The 18,770-nt window shown below is 67.0% G+C and carries 14 protein-coding genes; 5 read left to right on the top strand and 9 right to left on the bottom strand.

What is annotated here, in order from left to right:
• Nucleotides 1–57 precede the first annotated feature (57 nt).
• Nucleotides 58–2,274, bottom strand: a complete 2,217-nt coding sequence (locus AAC979_RS16065) for a primosomal protein N' (RefSeq protein WP_371347880.1) — start codon at nt 2,272–2,274, stop codon at nt 58–60.
• 181 nt (nt 2,275–2,455) lie between these two features.
• Here AAC979_RS16065 and AAC979_RS16060 point away from each other — a divergent pair, with 181 nt between their 5' ends.
• Nucleotides 2,456–3,448, top strand: a complete 993-nt coding sequence (locus AAC979_RS16060; RefSeq protein ID WP_371347879.1) for a tyrosine recombinase XerC — start codon at nt 2,456–2,458, stop codon at nt 3,446–3,448.
• 7 nt (nt 3,449–3,455) lie between these two features.
• The gene (locus tag AAC979_RS16055; RefSeq protein ID WP_371347877.1) at nt 3,456–3,890 is read left to right on the top strand and encodes a VOC family protein; all 435 of its coding nucleotides are present in this window, start codon (nt 3,456–3,458) and stop codon (nt 3,888–3,890) included.
• Between the two features lie 321 nt (nt 3,891–4,211).
• On the opposite strand, the gene lpdA is transcribed toward AAC979_RS16055, so the two are convergent.
• From lpdA to zapE, 7 genes are all read right to left on the bottom strand, one after another.
• Nucleotides 4,212–5,615, bottom strand: coding sequence for a dihydrolipoyl dehydrogenase (gene lpdA, locus AAC979_RS16050; protein ID WP_371347876.1), 1,404 nt, complete (start codon nt 5,613–5,615; stop codon nt 4,212–4,214).
• Nucleotides 5,616–5,655: 40 nt separating this feature from the next.
• Nucleotides 5,656–6,297, bottom strand: coding sequence for a LysE family translocator (locus AAC979_RS16045; RefSeq protein ID WP_371347874.1), 642 nt, complete (start codon nt 6,295–6,297; stop codon nt 5,656–5,658).
• Between the two features lie 44 nt (nt 6,298–6,341).
• Entirely contained in the window at nt 6,342–7,586 is a 1,245-nt protein-coding gene (gene odhB / locus AAC979_RS16040) for a 2-oxoglutarate dehydrogenase complex dihydrolipoyllysine-residue succinyltransferase (RefSeq protein ID WP_371347872.1), read from the bottom strand.
• A gap of 77 nt (nt 7,587–7,663) precedes the next feature.
• A complete protein-coding gene (locus AAC979_RS16035) occupies nt 7,664–10,645 on the bottom strand; it encodes a 2-oxoglutarate dehydrogenase E1 component (protein WP_371347870.1) in 2,982 nt (993 codons plus the stop codon).
• 323 nt (nt 10,646–10,968) lie between these two features.
• Entirely contained in the window at nt 10,969–11,934 is a 966-nt protein-coding gene (gene mdh, locus AAC979_RS16030) for a malate dehydrogenase (protein ID WP_371347869.1), read from the bottom strand.
• A 179-nt stretch (nt 11,935–12,113) separates the two neighbouring features.
• Nucleotides 12,114–12,833: a DUF1003 domain-containing protein gene (locus tag AAC979_RS16025; RefSeq protein ID WP_371347867.1), complete on the bottom strand. Its 720-nt coding sequence runs from the start codon at nt 12,831–12,833 to the stop codon at nt 12,114–12,116.
• 64 nt (nt 12,834–12,897) lie between these two features.
• Entirely contained in the window at nt 12,898–14,118 is a 1,221-nt protein-coding gene (zapE, locus tag AAC979_RS16020) for a cell division protein ZapE (protein ID WP_371347866.1), read from the bottom strand.
• A gap of 232 nt (nt 14,119–14,350) precedes the next feature.
• Here zapE and AAC979_RS16015 point away from each other — a divergent pair, with 232 nt between their 5' ends.
• Nucleotides 14,351–15,229, top strand: coding sequence for a trypsin-like peptidase domain-containing protein (locus tag AAC979_RS16015; protein WP_371347865.1), 879 nt, complete (start codon nt 14,351–14,353; stop codon nt 15,227–15,229).
• On the opposite strand, the gene AAC979_RS16010 is transcribed toward AAC979_RS16015, so the two are convergent.
• Nucleotides 15,213–15,494 carry a hypothetical protein gene (locus AAC979_RS16010; protein WP_371347863.1) on the bottom strand — a complete coding sequence of 94 codons (282 nt, stop codon included), beginning with the start codon at nt 15,492–15,494 and terminating at the stop codon, nt 15,213–15,215. The genes AAC979_RS16015 and AAC979_RS16010 overlap by 17 nt on opposite strands.
• Between AAC979_RS16010 and AAC979_RS16005 the strand changes: the two genes are divergently transcribed.
• Nucleotides 15,493–16,080 carry an N-acetyltransferase family protein gene (locus AAC979_RS16005; RefSeq protein WP_371347862.1) on the top strand — a complete coding sequence of 196 codons (588 nt, stop codon included), beginning with the start codon at nt 15,493–15,495 and terminating at the stop codon, nt 16,078–16,080. The genes AAC979_RS16010 and AAC979_RS16005 overlap by 2 nt on opposite strands.
• A gap of 156 nt (nt 16,081–16,236) precedes the next feature.
• The gene (locus tag AAC979_RS16000) at nt 16,237–18,717 is read left to right on the top strand and encodes a DUF3772 domain-containing protein (protein WP_371347861.1); all 2,481 of its coding nucleotides are present in this window, start codon (nt 16,237–16,239) and stop codon (nt 18,715–18,717) included.
• Nucleotides 18,718–18,770: the final 53 nt, after the last annotated feature.

The following is an 18,770-nucleotide window of genomic DNA, read 5'->3' as shown; positions in this document are numbered from 1 at the left end:
CCTGTGCCGCAATGTCATGACGCAACGCGGCATCGGTCGAAGCTTCACCGCCGGTCGCTAGACGAAGCTCTGCGGGTCGATGTCGATCTCGACCTTGAGGCTGCCGGTGGCGCGCGGCGCGCCGGCCATCCAGGCGCGGACATAGGCGGAGAGATCGAAGCCGCGTTCGGAGCGGGCGAGCAGGCGGAAGCGGTGGCGGCCGCGAATCAGGGCCAGCGGCGCCTCGGCTGGGCCCAGCACGCGCACCTTGTCGGTGAAGGGCGAGCAGGCCGCCAGCGCGCGGGCATGGGCTTGCGCCGCATGCGCGTCGGTGCCGGAAACGATGAGGGCGCAGAAGCGGGCGAAGGGCGGCAGATGCGCCTCCTCGCGAATGGCGATCTCGCGGTCGTAAAAGGCGTCGCGGTCGCCGGCCACCAGCGCCTGCATGACAGGGTGTTCGGGCATGTAGGTCTGCAGGAAGGCGCGCCCCTCCACCTCGTGGCGGCCGGCGCGGCCGGCGACCTGATGCAGCAACTGGAAGGTGCGCTCGGCGGCGCGGGGGTCGCCATGGCCGAGGCCGACATCGGCATCGACTACGCCCACCAGCGCCAGACCGGGGAAATTGTGCCCCTTGGCGACGAGCTGGGTGCCGATGATGATGTCGACCTCGCCATCTTCAATCGCCTTCAGCTCGGCCCGCAGCCGCTCCACCCCGCCGGCGAGATCGCTGGAGAGCACCTGCAGCCGGGCATCGGGAAACAGCTTCGCCGCTTCCTCGTGCAGCCGCTCGACACCGGGGCCGCAGGGGATGAGTGCATTGGGCTCGTGGCAGTTCGGGCACTGGTTCGGCACCGGCATGGCATAGCCGCATTGGTGACATTCGAGCCGGCGGCGGAAGCGGTGTTCGACCAGCCAGGAGGAGCAGGAGGGGCATTTGATGCGGTGGCCACAGGCGCGGCACAAAGTGAGCGGCGCATAGCCGCGCCTGTTGAGAAAAAGGAGCGCCTGCCCGCCGGCCTCGACGGTGCGTTCCATCTCGCGGGCGAGGCGCGGTGCGATCCACTGGCCGCGCGGCGGACCCTCGCGGCGCAGGTCGATCGGCTCCAGGCGCGGCACCTTGGTGCCGGCAAAGCGCTCAGGTAGCGCGAGGCGGGTGTAGCGCCCGCGCCGTGCGTTGACCTCCGTCTCGATGGAGGGCGTGGCGGAGACGAGGGCGATGCTCGCGCCCTCCAGCCGCGCTCGCACCACCGCCATGTCGCGGGCGTGATAGTGGACGCCGTCCTCCTGCTTGTAGGCGTTGTCGTGCTCTTCATCGACCAGGATCAGGCCGAGGTCGCGGAACGGCAGGAACAGCGCCGAGCGGGCACCGGCCACCACCGACACCTCGCCGGAGGCGACGCCGCGAAACACCCGCCCGCGCCGTTTGGTCGACACGGCCGAATGCCACTCCGCCGGCCGCACGCCGAAGCGGCGGGCAAAACGGTCGAGAAAGGCCCGGGTAAGGGCGATTTCCGGCATCAGGATCAGCGTCTGCCGGCCTTGGCGGATGGTTTCCGCCACCGCCTCGAAATAGGTTTCGGTTTTTCCCGAGCCGGTCACGCCGTCGATCAGGTAGGGCTGGAAGCTATGCGCCTTCACTGACGCCACCAGCCGGGCCGCAGCCTCTGCCTGCGCCGGCAGAAGCTCGGGTGCGGCGTGGTCCGGGTCCGGCGTCTCCGCCGCCGGCTCGGGCGGCAGCACCACCGTTTCCAGCACGCCATCGTCGATCAGGCCATCGACCACCGAGGGCGAGACCCCGGCCTCTCGTGCCGCCTCGCTCTTGGCGCGGACGAACCCGTCCTCCAGCGCGGCGATCACCTTCTCCCGAGCCGCCGTGCGCCGGGCCGGGCGGTGATCGGTCAGGCGCACGCCGACCCGCTCGCGGCCGATGCCGGCGCTCTCGTCATGGCGCAAAGCGAGGCGCAGCACCATGCCGGGCGGGGTGACGGTGTAGTCGGCGATCCAGTTGATGAAGGCGATCATTTCAGGGGTCAGCGGCGTCACCTCGCAGCGCCGCTGTATCGACTTCAGCCTGGCGGGATCGACAGTGGCGGCCTCACCCGCGCGCGGCCACACGCAGCCGAGCATATTGCGCGTGCCGAGCGGCACCACCACGATATCGCCGGGCGCCACCTCCATTCCCTCCGGCACGCGGTAGGAATAGGCTGCGCCGAGGGCGAGCGGCAGCAGCACATCCACCACGCGCACCGGCGCAGGGAACAGGGAGGGGGAATCGGCGGCGTCTGGGCTCGGCATGGCGTCTTCTTAGCGCATTGCGGCAGCAGGCGTCGCCACATCGTCATCCCGGCTGGAGCGCAGCGCAAAGCCGGGATCGCTCTCCATTCTGGCAGCGATCCCGGATGTTGCCTGTGGCAATTCCGGGATGACGAATTTTAACAATGACTCCGCTACCATGCCCACCTGTACGGAGGGCGGCATGGCAAGCACGGACGCACAGAAGGCAGCACGCGCCGAGCGTGCCCTGCTGGCGGGGGCGGCGCCGGATGTTGCGGAGGCGCTGACAGGCTGGCTCGGGCGCCTCGGCCATGAGCGCCGGCTCTCCCCCAAGACCCGCGAGGCCTACGCCCGCGATGTCGCAAGCTTTCTCGGCCTGCTGGCTCGTCAGTTCGGGCGCGCGCCCAGCCTCGCCGATCTCGCTGCGCTGGAGCCCCGCGACGTGCGGGCGGTGATTGCCGCGCGCCGGGCGGAAGGGATCGAGCCGCGGACCCAGATGCGCTTCCTGGCCGCCGCGCGCTCTTTCACCCGGCATCTGGAACGCGAGGGGCTCGGCAAGGTCGGCGCGCTCGCCGCCGTGCGCGGGCCTCGTGTGCCACGCACCCTGCCGCGCCCGCTGGCGCCGCGTGATGCCCGGGCGCTGACCGATCCGGCGACACGGGCCGGAGATGACCGCGAGCCGTGGATTCTCGCGCGCGACGCAGCGGTGATCGCGCTGCTCTATGGTTCGGGACTGCGAATTTCAGAAGCGCTGGGCTTGATGCGACGTGACATGCCCGAGCCGGGGCGCGGCGACCAGATCGTCGTGCATGGCAAAGGCGGCAAGACCCGCATGGTGCCGGTGCTGCGGCAGGTGATCGAGGCGGTCGACGCTTATGCGCGCGCCTGCCCGTATGAGCTGGAGCCGACCACGCCGCTGTTTCGCGGCGCTCGGGGCGGGCCGCTTTCGCCGCGCATCGTGCAATTGGCGGTGGAGCGCATGCGCGGCGCGCTCGGCCTGCCCGACAGCGCCACGCCGCACGCGCTGCGCCATTCCTTCGCCACCCATCTGCTGGGGCGGGGCGGTGATCTGCGCTCGATCCAGGAACTTCTCGGCCACGCCTCGCTTTCCACGACGCAGATCTATACCGCCGTCGATACAGAGACGCTGATGGCGGCGTGGAAGGCGGCGCATCCGCGCGCCACCACCAAATGAGGGGCCGATGACACCCATTCAGCCGATGATCGAGCATATGTCGATCGGGGTCAGCGATTATGCGCGCTCCCTCTCCTTTTATGATGCGGTGCTGGCGCCGCTCGGCTTCGTGCGTGTGGCGTCGCATGAGGAGCCGGAGGGGGAATCCGCCTGCTGGGGGCCGGAAGGGGAACGGCCCTCGCCCGAGGGCACGCCGGGTGCGGCGCCGTTCTGGATCCAGCACCGCGCCGACGCGATTACCCCGCCGCCGGGCTTCCACCTCTGCTTCATGGCCCCGACCCGTCGCGCTGTGGAAGCGTTCCACGCCGCCGGGCTGGCGGCGGGTGGACGCGATGCCGGCGGGCCGGGCCTGCGGCCGCATTATGGCGAAGGCTATTTCGCCGCCTTCCTGCTCGATCCGGACGGCTGGAAGATCGAGGCCGTGACCTACACGGATGCGTGAGCCCGCCGTTAAATCACCCAGGATGGTGTCGGGAAACCGGAACGGGGCTTTTCACCTTGGGGAAGGTGGGTGACACTTCGGACCATTGGACCCGACATCAGAGGAGACATTCCATGAAGCGTCTCGTGACCGCTCTGTGCGCGCTTGCCCTGACCACCGCCGTTGCTGGAACCGCTTTCGCCTGCCCCTATCAGGCAGCCAAGGCGGCCCAGACCGACGTCAAGGGTTCCTGACCGGCCCTCCGTCTTCCCCTCGATGCAGACCGGCCCGGAAGGTGACTTCCGGGCCGATTTTTGTGATTCCAGCAGTGAGGCGCGCGCCTCACATGTGAATGGCGCGCTTTTCCACCGCCATCGCCGCTTCCTTCACCGCTTCCGAGCGGGTCGGGTGGGCGTGGCAGGTGCGGGCGAGGTCTTCGGACGAACCGCCGAATTCCATCAGCACCGCGCATTCATGGATCAGTTCGCCGGCTTCCGCGCCGATGATATGCGCGCCGAGTACGCGGTCGGTGGCGGCGTCCGCGAGGATCTTTACGAAGCCGTCCGTCTCGTCATTGGCCTTGGCGCGACCATTGGCGAGGAAGGGGAACTTGCCGACGGTGTAGGCGATGCCGGCCTGCTTCAGTTCTTCCTCGGTCTTGCCGACCGAGGCGACCTCCGGGAAGGTGTACACCACCGCCGGGATCACGTCGTAATTCACATGGCCGGCCTGCCCGGCGAGCAGCTCGGCCAGCGCCACGCCCTCGTCTTCGGCCTTGTGCGCCAGCATGGGGCCGGCAATGGCGTCGCCAATGGCGAAGATGCCGGGCACATTGGTGCGGTAATAATGGTCGGTCACCACGCGCCCGCGACCATCCTTCTCGACGCCGAGCGCTTCCAGCCCCAGGCCTTCCGTATAGGGCACGCGGCCGATGGCGACGAGCACCACATCGGCTTCCAGGGTCTGCTCCTCGCCGCCGGCAGCGGGCGCGATCGCGACCTTGAGCGTGTCCCCGGAGCTGTCGACGCCGGTGACCTTGGCGCCGAGCTTGAACGCCACGCCCTGCTTTTCCAGAATGCGCTGGAACGACTTGGCGACCTCATTGTCCATGCCGGGCAGAATGCGGTCGAGATATTCGACCACGGTGACCTGCGCGCCGAGGCGCCGCCATACGCTGCCGAGTTCCAGCCCGATGACGCCGGCGCCGACGACTAGCAGCTTGCCCGGCACTTTCTCCAGCGCGATGGCGCCGGTGGAAGAGACGATGCGGGTCTCGTCGATGGCGATGCCCGGCAGCTTGGCCACATCCGAGCCGGTGGCGATGACGATGGCCTTGGTCTCCAGCGTCTGCTGCGAACCGTCCGCCATGGCGACCTCGACCTTGCCCGCCGCCGGAATGCTGGCCGTGCCGTGGAAAGTGTCGATCTTGTTCTTCTTCATCAGGAAGGCGACGCCCTTGGTATTGCCCTCCACCGCCTGGTCCTTGAAGCCGAGCAGCGCCTGGTGGTCGAGCTCCGGCGTGCCGACCTTGATGCCCATCTTGGCGAAGTGGTGCCCGGCCTCCTCGAAGCGGTGCGAGGCGTGCAGCAGCGCCTTGGAGGGGATGCAGCCAATGTTGAGGCACGTACCGCCGAAGGTGGCGCGCTTCTCGACCACCGCGACCTTGAGCCCGAGCTGGGCAGCGCGGATGGCGCAGACATAGCCGCCGGGGCCGGTGCCGATGACGATCAGGTCGTAGGAGGACATGGTCGGTTCCTTGGGGGCTTGCTCGACAAAGCGAGTTGCGTCAGTTGGCCTTCTGCACCGCGAGGCGCAGGCCCAGCAGCACGAAGGTCGCGCCGGTCAGCCGGTTGAACCAGCTTCCGCACGCCTTGAAACGGGCGCGTACGGAAGGGTTGGTGAAAAACAGCGTGACGCCGGCAAACCACGCGATCAGCGCGCTTGCCATGCCGATTCCATAGAGAAACGACACGGCCGCCGGCGTCTCATGGCTCACCAGAGCGGTGAAGAGCGAGAGGAAGAACAGCACCGGCTTCGGGTTGAGGGCATTGGTGAGGAAGCCCATGCCGAAGCAGGCGCCCAGCGAGAGCGGCCGGCCCGACCTAGCGCCCGCCGCCAGCTCGCCCTCGTCGATGTCGAGCGGCTTGTCGAAGAACGACTTCACCCCAAGATAGAGCAGATAGGCGACGCCCAGCCATTTAATGAGTGCGAACAGCGCGAGTGACTGCGAGACGATCAGGCCGATGCCCAGCAGGGTGTAGCTGATGTGGAACAGCAGTGACGCGCCAATGCCAAAGCTGGTGATCAGCGCGGCGCGCCGGCCATGCACTACGCTTTGGCGGACGACGAGGGCGAAATCCGCCCCCGGCGCCACGATTACCACCGCGAACACGGCCATCAGCGCCGCGAATTCGCTGAGATAGGTCATTGCATCCTCCGCCGGGCCACGCCCGGTTCAACCACGCGCTGCGATCACAGATCCAGCACGAGGCGGGTCGGGTCTTCCAGCGCTTCCTTGACGCGGACGAGGAAGGTCACAGCGCCCTTGCCGTCGACGATGCGGTGGTCGTAGCTCAGTGCCAGATACATCATTGGGCGGGCGACAATCTGGCCCTTAACCACCACGGGGCGCTCCTCGATGCGGTGCATGCCGAGAATGCCCGACTGCGGCGCGTTGAGGATCGGGGTCGACATCAGCGAGCCGTAGATGCCGCCATTGGTGATGGTGAAGGTACCGCCCTGCATGTCCTCAATGCCGAGCTTGCCGTCGCGCGCCTTGCGGCCGAGGCCGGCGATGGTCTTTTCGATCTCGGCGATGGACAGCTGGTCGGCGTCGCGCACCACGGGAACCACCAGGCCCTTGTCGGTGCCGACGGCGATGCCGATGTGGTAGTAATTCTTGTAGACCAGATCGGTGCCGTCGATCTCGGCATTGACCTCGGGCACGTCCTTCAGCGCCTGGATCACCGCCTTGGTGAAGAAGCCCATGAAGCCCAGCTTCACGCCGTGCTTCTTCTCGAACACGTCCTTGTACTGGGCGCGCAGATTCATCACTGCCGACATGTCGACATCGTTGAAGGTGGTCAGCATCGCCGCCGTGTCCTGCGCGTCCTTGAGACGGCGGGCGATGGTCTGGCGCAGCTTCGTCATCTTCACGCGCTCTTCGCGCGCGGCGTCGTCGGGCGAGGAAGGCGCGCGGGGCGCGGCCGGGGCGCGGGCGGCGGCGGGCGCCGGCGCAGCGGCCAGAGCCGCGAGCATGTCGCCCTTGGTCACGCGCGCATCCTTGCCGGTGCCGGCGAGCATGGCCGGGTTCAGCCCGCTCTCCGCGGCCAGCTTGGCGACGGCCGGGCCGTTGGAGCCGGCCGGCGCGGCAGCCGGCGCCGCAGCTTCAGCCTTGGGCGCTTCCACCTTCGGCGCCTCGGCCTTGGGAGCTTCGGCCCTGACGGGCGCCGCGGCGGGAGCCGACTTGGCCGCGCCCGAGCCCTCGCCGATGGAGCCGAGCAGCGCGCCGACGCCGACCGTCTCGCCGTCCTTGGCGATGATCTCCGAGAGTACGCCGGCCGAGGGCGCGGGAACCTCGATCGTGACCTTGTCGGTCTCCAGTTCGACGATCGGCTCGTCGGCGGCGACGGCGTCACCGGCCTTCTTGAACCACTTGCCGATCGTTGCCTCGGTGACCGATTCGCCCAGCGTCGGAACGCGGATCTCGGTGGCCATGCTCGTTCTTCCTCACCGTTTGCCGGCTGCGGGGCCGGCACTCCCTCGGGTCTTGCGAATGCGGGTCGTGGGTCGGCTCAGCCCAGAGCGTCCTGGAGGAACGCCTTGAGCTGCGCCAGATGCTTGGACATGAGCCCCGTCGCCGTCGCGGCGGAGGCCGGGCGGCCGGTGTAGCGCGGGCGCGAGGAGGCGGAGCCGGCCTGTTCCAGCACCCACTCCAGATAGGGCTGCACGAAGGCCCAGCCGCCCTGGTTCTTTGGCTCCTCCTGGCACCAGACGATCTCGGCCTGCTTGAAGCGGCCGATCTCCTGCGCCAGCGTCTTCAGCGGGAAGGGGAAGAGCTGTTCGATGCGCAGCAGGTAGATGTCGTCGATGCCCCGCCGCTCACGCTCCTCATAGAGGTCGTAATAGACCTTGCCTGAGCACAGTACGACGCGGCGGATCTCGCTGTCCGCCTTCAGCTTCACTGCTTCGGCCGGCAGGCCGGTGGCGAAGTTGCGGTCCGCGTCGTCCCACAGCACCCGGTGGAAAGTGGTCTGCGGCCCGAACTCCGCCAGCGTCGAGACGGCGCGCTTGTGGCGCAGCAGGCTCTTCGGCGTCATCAGGATCAGCGGCTTGCGGAAGTCGCGCTTGAGCTGCCGGCGCAGGGCGTGGAAATAATTCGCCGGCGTCGTCAGATTGGCGACCTGCATGTTGTCCTCGGCGCACATCTGCAGATAGCGCTCAAGGCGGGCGGAGGAGTGCTCCGGTCCCTGGCCTTCATAGCCATGCGGCAGCAGGCAGACGAGGCCGGACATGCGCAGCCATTTGCGCTCGCCCGACGACAGGAACTGGTCGAAAATGACCTGCGCGCCATTGGCGAAGTCGCCGAACTGGGCTTCCCACATGGTCAGCGCATTGGGCTCGGACAGCGAGTAACCATATTCGAAGCCGAGCACGGCCTCTTCCGAGAGCATCGAGTTGATGACCTCGTAATGGGCCTGCCCCTCCCGCACATGGTTGAACGGGGTGTGGCGCTCCTCGGTTTCCTGGTCGATCAGCACCGAATGGCGCTGCGAGAAGGTGCCGCGCTCGCAATCCTGGCCAGACAGCCGCACCGGGTGGCCTTCGAGCTGAAGCGAGGTGAAGGCGAGGGCCTCCGCCGTCGACCAGTCGATGCCGGCGCCGTCGTCGAGGATCGCCTTGCGGCGGGCGTCGAGGAAGCGCTGGATGGTGCGGTGGACGTGGAAGCCCTCCGGCACGGTGGTGATGCGGTCGCCGATCATGCGCAGTTCGTCGAGCGCGACGCCGGTGACGCCCCGGCGCGGGTCGTCTTCGGCCGCAGCGGCCTTCAGCCCGGCCCAGCGGCCATCGAGCCAGTCGGCCTTGTTGGGCTTGTAGGCCTGTCCGGCGTCGTACTCGACATCGAGACGGGAGCGCCATTCCGCGCGCATGGCGTCGATCTCGCCCGGCGCGATCACGCCCTCGGCTTCCAGCTTGCGCGAATACAGCTCCAGCGTCGAGGGATGCTGCTTGATGAGCTTGTACATCAGCGGCTGGGTGAAGGCCGGCTCGTCGCCCTCATTATGGCCAAAGCGGCGATAGCAGAACATGTCCACCACGACCGGCTTGCGGAAGCGCTGGCGGAACTCGGTGGCGATCTTGGCGGCGAAGGTGACCGCTTCGGGATCATCGCCATTCACGTGGAAGATCGGCGCCTCGATGGTCTTCGCCACATCGGAGGGATAGGGCGAAGAACGCGAGAAGCGCGGATAGGTGGTGAAGCCGATCTGGTTATTGATGATGAAGTGGATCGAGCCGCCGGTGCGGTGACCCTTCAGCCCGGACAGGCCGAGGCATTCGGCCACCACGCCCTGGCCGGCAAAAGCGGCGTCGCCATGCAGCAGCAGCGGCAGCACCTGAGTGCGCTCGGCATCACGCAGCAAATCCTGCTTGGCGCGGGCCTTGCCGAGCACCACGGGGTCGACGATTTCCAGATGCGAGGGATTGGCGGTCAGCGACAAATGCACCTGGTTGCCGTCGAACTCGCGGTCCGACGAGGCGCCGAGGTGATACTTCACGTCGCCGGAGCCCTCGACCTCGTCGGGCGCCCAGGAGCCGCCCTTGAACTCGTGGAACAATGCCCGGTGCGGCTTGCCCATCACCTGGGTCAGCACGTTGAGGCGGCCGCGATGGGCCATGCCCAGCACGATTTCCTTCACGCCGAGATTGCCGCCGCGCTTGATGATCTGCTCCAGCGCCGGGATCAGGCTTTCACCGCCATCGAGGCCGAAGCGCTTGGTGCCGGTGTAGCGGACATCAAGGAACTTCTCGAAGCCCTCGGCTTCCACCAGCTTGTTGAGGATGGCGCGCTTGCCCTCGCGGGTGAAGGTGATCTCCTTGTCCGGCCCTTCGATGCGCTCCTGAATCCACGCCTTTTCCTCGGGCGAGGAGATGTGCATGAATTCAACGCCGAGCGTGGCGCAATAGGTGCGCTGCAGAATGGCGACCATCTGGCGGACGGTGGCGAATTCCATGCCGAGCACATGGTCGATGAAGATCGGCCGGTCGAGATCGGCCTCGCGGAAGCCATAGGAGGCGGGGTCGAGTTCGGGCGCGGCGCGTACCGGCTCCAGCCCCAGCGGGTCGAGCTTGGCGTGGAGATGGCCGCGCATGCGATAGGCGCGGATCATCATCAGCGCCTTGACGGAATCGCGCGTGGCCTGCTGAACGTCGGCGGAAGAAAGTTCGACGCCAGCCTTCTGCGCCTTTTCCGACGCCTTGGCTTCGATCTTGCGGCCAACCGCCTTCTCGACCTCGATCCACTGCCCGTCCATCGCCGAGACGAGTTCGCCATTGGCGTGAATAGGCCAGCCCTGCTTCTTCCAGGAGGCGCCGCGGGCGCTTTTCTCCACATCGGCCGGAGCATCCTTCAGCCCGGCGAAGAAGGCCTGCCATTCGGCATCCACCGAATTCGGGTCGGCCTCATAGCGGGCATAAAGGTCCTCGATCCAGGCCGCATTGGCTCCGTAGAGGAAGGAGGTATTGAGGAAGGTCTCGTTCACGTCCGCGCGCGACATCGTCGGCTCCTGGGGGACCGTTCGGGTCCGGTGGCAGTACTTTCGTGCCGTAGATCGCCTGCGGGGGTGCCCCGGGCGGACTGCGGCGCCCTGCGGGGCGGGGCGAAAGTCGGTAGGCTCTATATAGGCGTCGTATTCACCTCGGGAATGCCGCAGGAATGCGGCACGGGAATGCGAAAACGCTTACCATCAGTCACAAGCAATAACGGCACCGGCGCTTGGTGCGCCAGCGGCGGGAGCTTCCCGCCGCCCGGAAACGGCCCGTGGGCCGTTCACGTCCTCGCGACGAGGCGGTTCGCCTCGCCGGAGGTCGCGGCAAAATCTCACGCGCCGAGGGCGGGCGCGATCTTCTGGCACTCGCCGACCAGTTCCTTCACCGAAGCGATCGACTTGTCGAGCATCGCGCGCTCAGCGGCGTCGAGCTCGATCTCGACCACACGCTCGACGCCGTTCGCGCCGATGATGACCGGGACGCCGAGATAGAGGTCGTCGATCCCATACTGGCCGGTGAGATAGGCCGCGCAGGGCAGCAGGCGCTTCTTGTCGCGCAGATAGGAAGTTGCCATTTCGATCGCCGAGGCGGCGGGCGCGTAGAAGGCCGAGCCGGTCTTGAGCAGGTTGACGATCTCTCCGCCGCCCTTGCGGGTGCGCTCGACGATGGCGTCGACCTTGTCCTGGCTGGTCCAGCCCATCTTGACGAGGTCCGGCAGCGGGATGCCGGCAACGCCGGAATAGCGCACCAGCGGCACCATGTCGTCGCCATGGCCGCCCAGTACGAAGGCGGTGACATCTTCCACCGAAACATTGAACTCGTCGGCGAGGAAATAGCGGAAGCGGGCGGAATCGAGCACGCCGGCCATGCCGACCACCTTGTGGGTGGGCAGGCCCGACGCCTTCTGCAGCGCCCACACCATGGCGTCGAGCGGATTGGTGACGCAGATGACGAAGGCGTCCGGCGCGAATTCGGCGATGCCGGCGCCGACCTGCTGCATCACCTTCAGATTGATGTCGAGAAGGTCCGAGCGGCTCATGCCCGGCTTGCGCGGCACGCCGGCGGTGACGATCACCACATCCGCGCCCTTGATCGCCTCATAGCCATTGGTGCCCACGAGCTTGGCGTCGAAACCGAGCACTGGAGACGCTTCGGCGATGTCGAGGCTCTTGCCCTGCGGAATACCTTCCGCCACGTCGAACATGACGACGTCGCCGAGTTCCTTGAGGCCCGCGAGAAGGGCGAGAGTGCCGCCGATCTGGCCGGCCCCGATCAGTGCAATCTTTGCTCGAGCCATGAGATTTCCTGACTTTCCGAGGGAAGGGTGCGGCGCTACGCCGCGCGGGTTCCGATAGACCTTATCGTCGCGTGGTTCAAGCGAGGATGAGCATCGCGGTAAATGAGGCGGGTTAAGACTTTCGGCGCAAGTAACTGGTATACGGAATGCCTGCACTTGGCGGCCGTGCTGCGCTTTGTCTAATGTCGACGATTGGCGACATCTTCCATGAGTTCAATCTGAATTGCCTGGATTTCCGCCAGCCGCTCCCATTGCCGGGTGAGCATGTGGTCGATCTTCTCGTGCAGATGGCGAATTTCCAGCTCGGCCTTGAGATTGACCCGGTAGTCGTTCTCCGAGCGCTGCCGGTCCTTCTCCTCCTGACGCTTCTGGCTCATCATGATGACGGGCGCTTGAAGGGCGGCGATGCAGGACAGCACGAGATTGAGCAGGATGAAGGGATAGGGGTCGAAGGCGCCCATCATCCCCAGGACGTTCAATCCCATCCACACCATGATGAAGATGATGAAGGAGATGATGAACGTCCAGCTTCCGCCAAAGGAGGCGATCGCGTCGGCGGCGCGCTCGCCCAGGGTCCGGCCGCTCTCGATCTCGTCCTCGATGTTTTCCGTCAGGATGTCGTTGGCGGCGAGGCTGGCAATGACATCGTGGTCGAGCTGGCTAAGATCGCCGCGCTCCGCCTTCAGCGTGGCGGCGATATAGGCGGCGCGCTCCTTGGCCAGTGCCTTGCGCGAGATATAGGCGTCCGGGGCGATCTCGGGGTGGAGCGCCCTTATGTGGTCGGCAAGCCCCGGCCGCAGCATGTCGAGGCGCAGGCCGTCCCGCGCAGAGACCACGTTGCCGGTGAGCGCACAGGTGTGGTGCGGCATCTCATGGGGTGTCTTCGGTCGGCGGCTCATCGGGAGCGTCCGTGGTCAGGGGTGGGGTTCGGAAGCGCTGTCATGAGCAGCTTTCCATCGCGCATCAGGTTTCGACCAGGCCGGTGGTGTTGCCGCTGGCCTGCGAGTCGCCCCGGCCGTGCGGGCGGGCGATATAGTCCTCCGAGCGCATTTCATGCAGACGCGAGACGGTGCGGGCCCATTCGAAGGCTTCGGCACCCTCGGTGCCGAGATAGAGCTGTTCCGGCTCGGCCTCGGCGGAGGCGACGACCTTGACGCCTTTCTCGTAGAATTCGTCGATCAGCGTGATGAAGCGCTTGGCCTCGTTGCGCCGGTCCTGGTCGAGCGTCGGAATATGGTCGACGAGGATGGTGTGATAGCTGCGCGCCAGCCGCAGATAGTCCGACGCGCCAAGCGGCACGCCGCATAGTTGTTCGAAGGAGAAGCGCGCCGCGCCGCCGCCGGCACGCGGCACTGTGAGGATGCGCCCGCCGGAGGCAAGGCTGGCGGGGGCGCCGCCATCGACCCCGGCGACACGGTGCCAGACCTTGTCCATCTCGCGGTCGACATCGGCCATGGTCTCGTGCGCGGCAGGGACATACCAGGTGCGGACGCCGCCGAGCTTTTCCATGCGGTAGTCGGTGGGCGATTCGATGCGCACCACTTCCATATGTTCTTCGATCATGGCGATGAAGGGCAGGAACAGGGCGCGGTTGAGCCCGCCCTCATAGAGATCCTGGGGGGCGACGTTGGAGGTGGCGACGATCACCACGCCGAGGTCGAACAGCTTCTCGAACAGACGGCCGAGGATCATCGCGTCGGCAATGTCGGTGACGTGGAACTCATCGAAGCAGAGCAGCCACGCTTCTTCGTAAAGCGCGGCGGCGACGATGGCGATTTGGTCGCCATCCTTGATGCGGCCCGCCTTCATGTCGGTCCGCACCTGAAAGATGCGGGCATGCACATCGGCCATGAATTCGTGGAAATGCGCCCGGCGCTTGCGCTTGCGCACAGCCACGCTCTCGTAGAACAGGTCGACCAGCATGGTTTTGCCGCGACCGACAGCGCCATGAATGTAGAGCCCGCGCACGCGCGGAATGCTGTCCTCGCGGCGAGCGAACAGCCAGCCGAGGGCAGAGGATTTGCGGGCGAGCCGGCGGGAGGCGATGCGCTGTTCCAGCGCGGCCAGCGCGCCGACCACCCGCGCCTGCCCGGCATCGGGTGAGATGTCGCCGGCCGCCATGCGGGCGACATATCGCGCGGCGAGCACGGACCCGCCTGCTTCCGCCGCCACCGTTTCAGCCATAGGGGCACCCCGCGATATTGCAGCGCACGCTTAGCGTTCCCGCGCCGTTGCGGCAAGCGCTACGCCGCGGCAAGATGGGAAGGAACGGTGCGCAGCCGCCGCCTTGCGCGTCACGCGCATGGCTGATCTGCGGGAACCGAACACGTCGTCACAGCATTAACACCTCCGTGCCTTGACGCGGTCCCTCTCCCGCCGTCACACTCGCAAGCATGTGAACGCAGGCGAGAGCGTGATGCAGCGGCGAGCGATGAGCAATGGCGCGAAGGCGACGGCGGCCCTGTTCCTCGCCCTGATATGCTGGGGCGTGGGCAGCCCTGCAGCCGCGGGGCCGATCGAAAGCAAGAGCGCCACTTCTGCCAGCCTGCCGTCCTCCGCCATCATCATCGACCGCGATGATCGCCTCTCCCGCGACGACTATGCCCGGAGCTTCGGCCTGACGCCGGCAGCGATGGCCTCGCGCTTCGGTGCGACGGGGCTGGTGCGCTGCGGCTCGGCGGTGGGGACCGGTCAACTCGTCGGCGCCAATAACGTGCTGGTCACTGCCGCCCATGTGCTTTTCGCTCCCGGCGGCGAGCCCCGCGGCCGCGGCGCCGCCTGCACCTTCGAGATCAACGCGGGGGGACGCCGGCAGACGATTCCGGTCGATGTTGACAAGGTGGTGTGCGGGGCGCGCCAGCCTTATACCCAGCCGGCGGTGAAGGACTGGGCGGTGGTCCCGCTTGTGGCGCCGGCCAAGGGGGTTAGGCCCTATATGCCAGGCACGATGCAGGTGCCGGGCAACATCGTGCTTGCGGCGGCGGCCCGCAGCGGCGGGGTGGAGAGCTACTCGCTGCAGAACTGCCAGGCCCGCAAGGTGACGGCGACCGCCAGCGGCGGCCTGCGCGAGGTGGCGATCGACTGCGATGCCGAGGGTGGGGTTTCCGGCGCGGCGATGCTGTCTCCGGAAGGGGTGTTCCTCGGTCTCTATGTTGGTTTCCGCTCGGCGCACCCCGGCAAGGTCGGCCCGTTCTCGATGAGCCATTACAATTTCGGCCTCTCGGCGGAGGGGGGGCTGCGCGAAGCGATCGCCGAGGTGGCGACCCGCGCCCAGACGCTCAGCGCCAGCCGCTGAGCGCGGCGCTGCGAAACTGCGCCGCTGGCGCGGCGGATCCGCGACCTTCCCGATAGGCCGGTTCCCGTTTCTCGTGTAGATTGGCAAGGCTTCCGAGCGTCGCATGCGAGCTATGCAGATGCGGGAGTTGTCTCGTTGTGCGGTGCGCATATTTGTGTTGCGCCGCAATAAAGATCGCGGCGCCCCCCGAGGCCGAACCGATGATACAGACCGAGACCAGCCTTTCTCCCGCAGTCGGTGCCGAAGCGCCGGCGTCGGCTTCCATGTCCGATCGCCTGCCCGGCCACATCCGCAAGCTGGTGCCGGCGGAGCGCGACTTGATCCTGACCCACCTGCTGCGTCTCGACCCGCTGAGCCGTTTCATGCGCTTCGGCGGCGTGGTCTCCGACAACGCCCTCGCACGTCACGCCACCCGCGTAGTGTCGGGCGATGCCAGCGCCATCGGCTATTTCATCGACGGCGAATTGCGGGCGGTTGCCGAACTGCACCCGCTGGGCCGACGCCCGGGCAAGCCGGCGGCGGCCGAGGCGGCGTTCAGCGTCGAGCGCGCCTGGCAGGGCAAGGGTATCGGTTCGGCACTGATGCGCCATCTGGTACTGCTGGCGCAAAATCGCGGCATTGAGGAACTGCAGGTGGTATTCCTGCCCAATAACGGGCCGATGCGGAACCTCGCGGTTCATCATGCCGCCGACCTCCAGCTCGACGACGAGGAGATGGTCGGGCGCATGCGGGCTCCGCGTGCCACCTTTTTCTCGCAGGCCCGCGAATTCATCGGCGATATTTTCGCCGTGCTCTTCTCCGCCGCCGATCTGCAGGAGCGCATGCTGCCGCCGCATCTACGCGGGAACTGAGATCGCGTCTGTCCGGCCTGGTTCCGGCCTTGACTTGGCCTTGATCGGGACTGAGACAGGTCGGCGACTGGCTCCAATCTTCCTGGCCCGATGTTCTCCAGCGTTCTCCTTTCCGCTTCCGCCGCCTCAGCGTCCCCTGCCAGCGCGGGGGCAGTCGTGCGTCGCTTGCGCCGCGCGGCGATTAGGCTTCTGGCCGCGCTGATGGCGCTTGCCGTTCTGGTCGGCGCCAGCGCGAGCTTCGCGCAAATTCCGCCCGAGCAGCAGCAGGTGCAGGAGAAGCTGGAAGGCCAGCGCGCCATCGTCGACGGTGTGGAGGCGGCGCTCGGACGCGACGGGTTGCGCTCAAGCGACCTTGACGATCTCCGCACCCGGCTCGATCCGGTGCGGGCCGACCTGACCGCCGGCATCGCCGCGCTTGACCCGGTGCTCACCAACCTCAACCATCGCGTCAAGGAAATCGGCCCCAAGCCCGCCGAAGATGCGCCGGCCGAGAGCGCGTCGATTACCGCCGAGCGCGACGCGCTCACCGCCCGTGCGGCGGAGGTCGACGCGGTGCTGAAGCAGGCGAGGCTGCTGAAGGTGCGCGCGGATCAACTCTCCGACCGCATCACCAGCCGGCGACGGGCGCTGTTCACCGACCAGTTGCTCGCCCGCTCCTACAGCGTGCTCGATCCCTCGCTCTGGCTGGCAGCCGCGGCGGCGGTGCCGGTGGAACTGCGCGGCATCAACTATCTGCTCGGCGACTGGGCGGCCTATGCCAATGCGCGCATGCAGCCGATCGGGCAGATCGCCATTGCCTTCGCCTCGCTGGTGATTGTGGGATTGATCTTCCTCGCGCGGAGCGTATTGGCCCGCCCCATCCAACGCGCTGAACTCGGCGTCGATGGTGCGCCGATCTCGCGGCTTCGCGCATGCAGCCTCTCCGCGCTCGTGGCGGTTCTGCGCCTGGCGGCGGCGCCTTTGGCCGCCACGGCGGTTCTGGCGCTGCTCAACAGCTTCGATCTGCTGCCGCCGCGGGTGAATGAAATCACCCAGGGTCTTCTGCTGGCGATCGTCATCGTCGCCGTCGGCGTCGGCCTGCTCGACGGGGCGCTGGCGCCGCGCGAGCCGCGGCGCCGCGTGGTGCCGCTCTCCGACGAGATCGCCGGACTGATCTTCCGTTACGCCTCGATCGGCCTCTGGGTTCTGGCGGGAGCGGTGACGCTCGGCGCCTTCCATCGGGCCCTGGTCGTTCCAGTGCCGCTCTCGGTGGCGACCAGCGCCACCATGTCGCTCTGCCTTGTTCTGGTGGGTTCCCACAGCATGCGGGCGCTCAACGCCCTGTCGGGCGACGGCGACAACGACACGTCCGATGCGAAGGGCGGCGAGACCAGGAGCGCGGCGCCTCCGGCCGCAGCAGGCGCCGGGGCCGGGGAGGCGCCGTCGACCTCCGTGCTCAACTGGATCAAGTTCCCCTTCTGGGTCCTGAACCTCACCATCCTCGGCGCGCTGATCATCGGCTATGTCAGTTTCGCCGGCTTCCTGTCGTCGCGGGCACTGATCGCCGTGGTGATGGCCGGCACGCTCTATCTCGTCGTGGCGCTGATCAACACGCTCTTCATCGACGCCCTCGCCACGGGGCCGCGGGCGCGCCATGCGGCGAAGCTGATCGGCATTCGCCCGGCGAGCCTTGAACTTCTGGCGGTGCTAACCGCCGGCCTGCTTAAGGCGGTGGCGATCATCGGCATCGTCATCCTCACCGTGGGCACTTTCGGCACCTCCACCTCCGACCTCGCCGACATTGCGAGCCGCATCACGCTCGGCTTTACCATCGGCAATTCCACCGTCGCCATCGCCGACATTCTGAGCGCGCTGCTGTTCCTGGTGGTCGGCATCGTCATCGCGCGGGCGATCCAGCGCTGGTTCGCGGTGGCGATCCTGCCGAAGACGGCGTTCGACCAGGGCCTGCAGAACTCCATCGCCACCATCATCGGCTATATCGGCTCGATTACCGTCATCGCCATGGCGATGGGGCAATTGGGGCTGAATCTCGAGAACATCGCGCTCGTTGCGGGTGCGCTCTCGGTCGGTATCGGCTTCGGCCTGCAGTCCATCGTCTCCAATTTCGTTTCCGGGCTGATCCTGCTCGCGGAACGGCCGATCCGGGTCGGCGACACCATCGCGGTGAAGGGCGAGGAGGGCTATGTGCGGCGCATCAGCGTGCGCGCGACCGAGATCGAGACCTTCGATCGCGCGGCGGTGCTGATTCCCAATTCCGACCTCATCACCGGCATGGTGAAGAACTTCACCCATGCCAACACCACCGGCCGGGTGATCGTGGCGGTGAATGTCGCCTATGACGCCGATGCGGACGAGGTGCGCGACATCCTGATCGGCTGCGCCTGCGATCACCCGCAGGTGCTGCGCTCGCCGCCGCCGCGCGTCTTCCTGATGGCGTTCGGCGACAGCTACCTCAAATTCGAGCTGCGCTGCGTCGTCGCCAATGTCGATTACGCCCTGACAGTGAAGAGCGATCTGCACTTCGCCGTGCTGGACCGGCTTAAGGCGGCGAAGATCGGCATTCCCTACACGCCTTGGAGCATCTATCGCGGCGGGCGGATCGGAGAAGAGCCGGCGGCTGAAGACGAGGCTGGCTGAGCATTTTCGCGGAACGGTCGTGCGCCGGCGCGGATGTTAGCAATTGGTTTACT

This window comes from Ancylobacter sp. IITR112 (assembly GCF_041415945.1).
GTDB lineage: Bacteria > Pseudomonadota > Alphaproteobacteria > Rhizobiales > Xanthobacteraceae > Ancylobacter.
The sequence above is the reverse complement of the archived record's forward strand: the minus strand, read 5'-3'. Positions and strand labels throughout refer to the sequence as shown.

Bases quoted from the DNA above. Each gene is read 5' to 3' on its own strand.
- AAC979_RS16065 (WP_371347880.1), bottom strand. From the start codon at position 2,274: ATGCCGAGCCCAGACGCCGCCGATTCCCCCTCCCTGTTCCCTGCGCCG.
- AAC979_RS16060 (WP_371347879.1), top strand. From the start codon at position 2,456: ATGGCAAGCACGGACGCACAGAAGGCAGCACGCGCCGAGCGTGCCCTG.
- AAC979_RS16055 (WP_371347877.1), top strand. From the start codon at position 3,456: ATGACACCCATTCAGCCGATGATCGAGCATATGTCGATCGGGGTCAGC.
- lpdA (WP_371347876.1), bottom strand. From the start codon at position 5,615: ATGTCCTCCTACGACCTGATCGTCATCGGCACCGGCCCCGGCGGCTAT.
- AAC979_RS16045 (WP_371347874.1), bottom strand. From the start codon at position 6,297: ATGACCTATCTCAGCGAATTCGCGGCGCTGATGGCCGTGTTCGCGGTG.
- odhB (WP_371347872.1), bottom strand. From the start codon at position 7,586: ATGGCCACCGAGATCCGCGTTCCGACGCTGGGCGAATCGGTCACCGAG.
- AAC979_RS16035 (WP_371347870.1), bottom strand. From the start codon at position 10,645: ATGTCGCGCGCGGACGTGAACGAGACCTTCCTCAATACCTCCTTCCTC.
- mdh (WP_371347869.1), bottom strand. From the start codon at position 11,934: ATGGCTCGAGCAAAGATTGCACTGATCGGGGCCGGCCAGATCGGCGGC.
- AAC979_RS16025 (WP_371347867.1), bottom strand. From the start codon at position 12,833: ATGAGCCGCCGACCGAAGACACCCCATGAGATGCCGCACCACACCTGT.
- zapE (WP_371347866.1), bottom strand. From the start codon at position 14,118: ATGGCTGAAACGGTGGCGGCGGAAGCAGGCGGGTCCGTGCTCGCCGCG.
- AAC979_RS16015 (WP_371347865.1), top strand. From the start codon at position 14,351: ATGCAGCGGCGAGCGATGAGCAATGGCGCGAAGGCGACGGCGGCCCTG.
- AAC979_RS16005 (WP_371347862.1), top strand. From the start codon at position 15,493: ATGTCCGATCGCCTGCCCGGCCACATCCGCAAGCTGGTGCCGGCGGAG.
- AAC979_RS16010 (WP_371347863.1), bottom strand. From the start codon at position 15,494: ATGGAAGCCGACGCCGGCGCTTCGGCACCGACTGCGGGAGAAAGGCTG.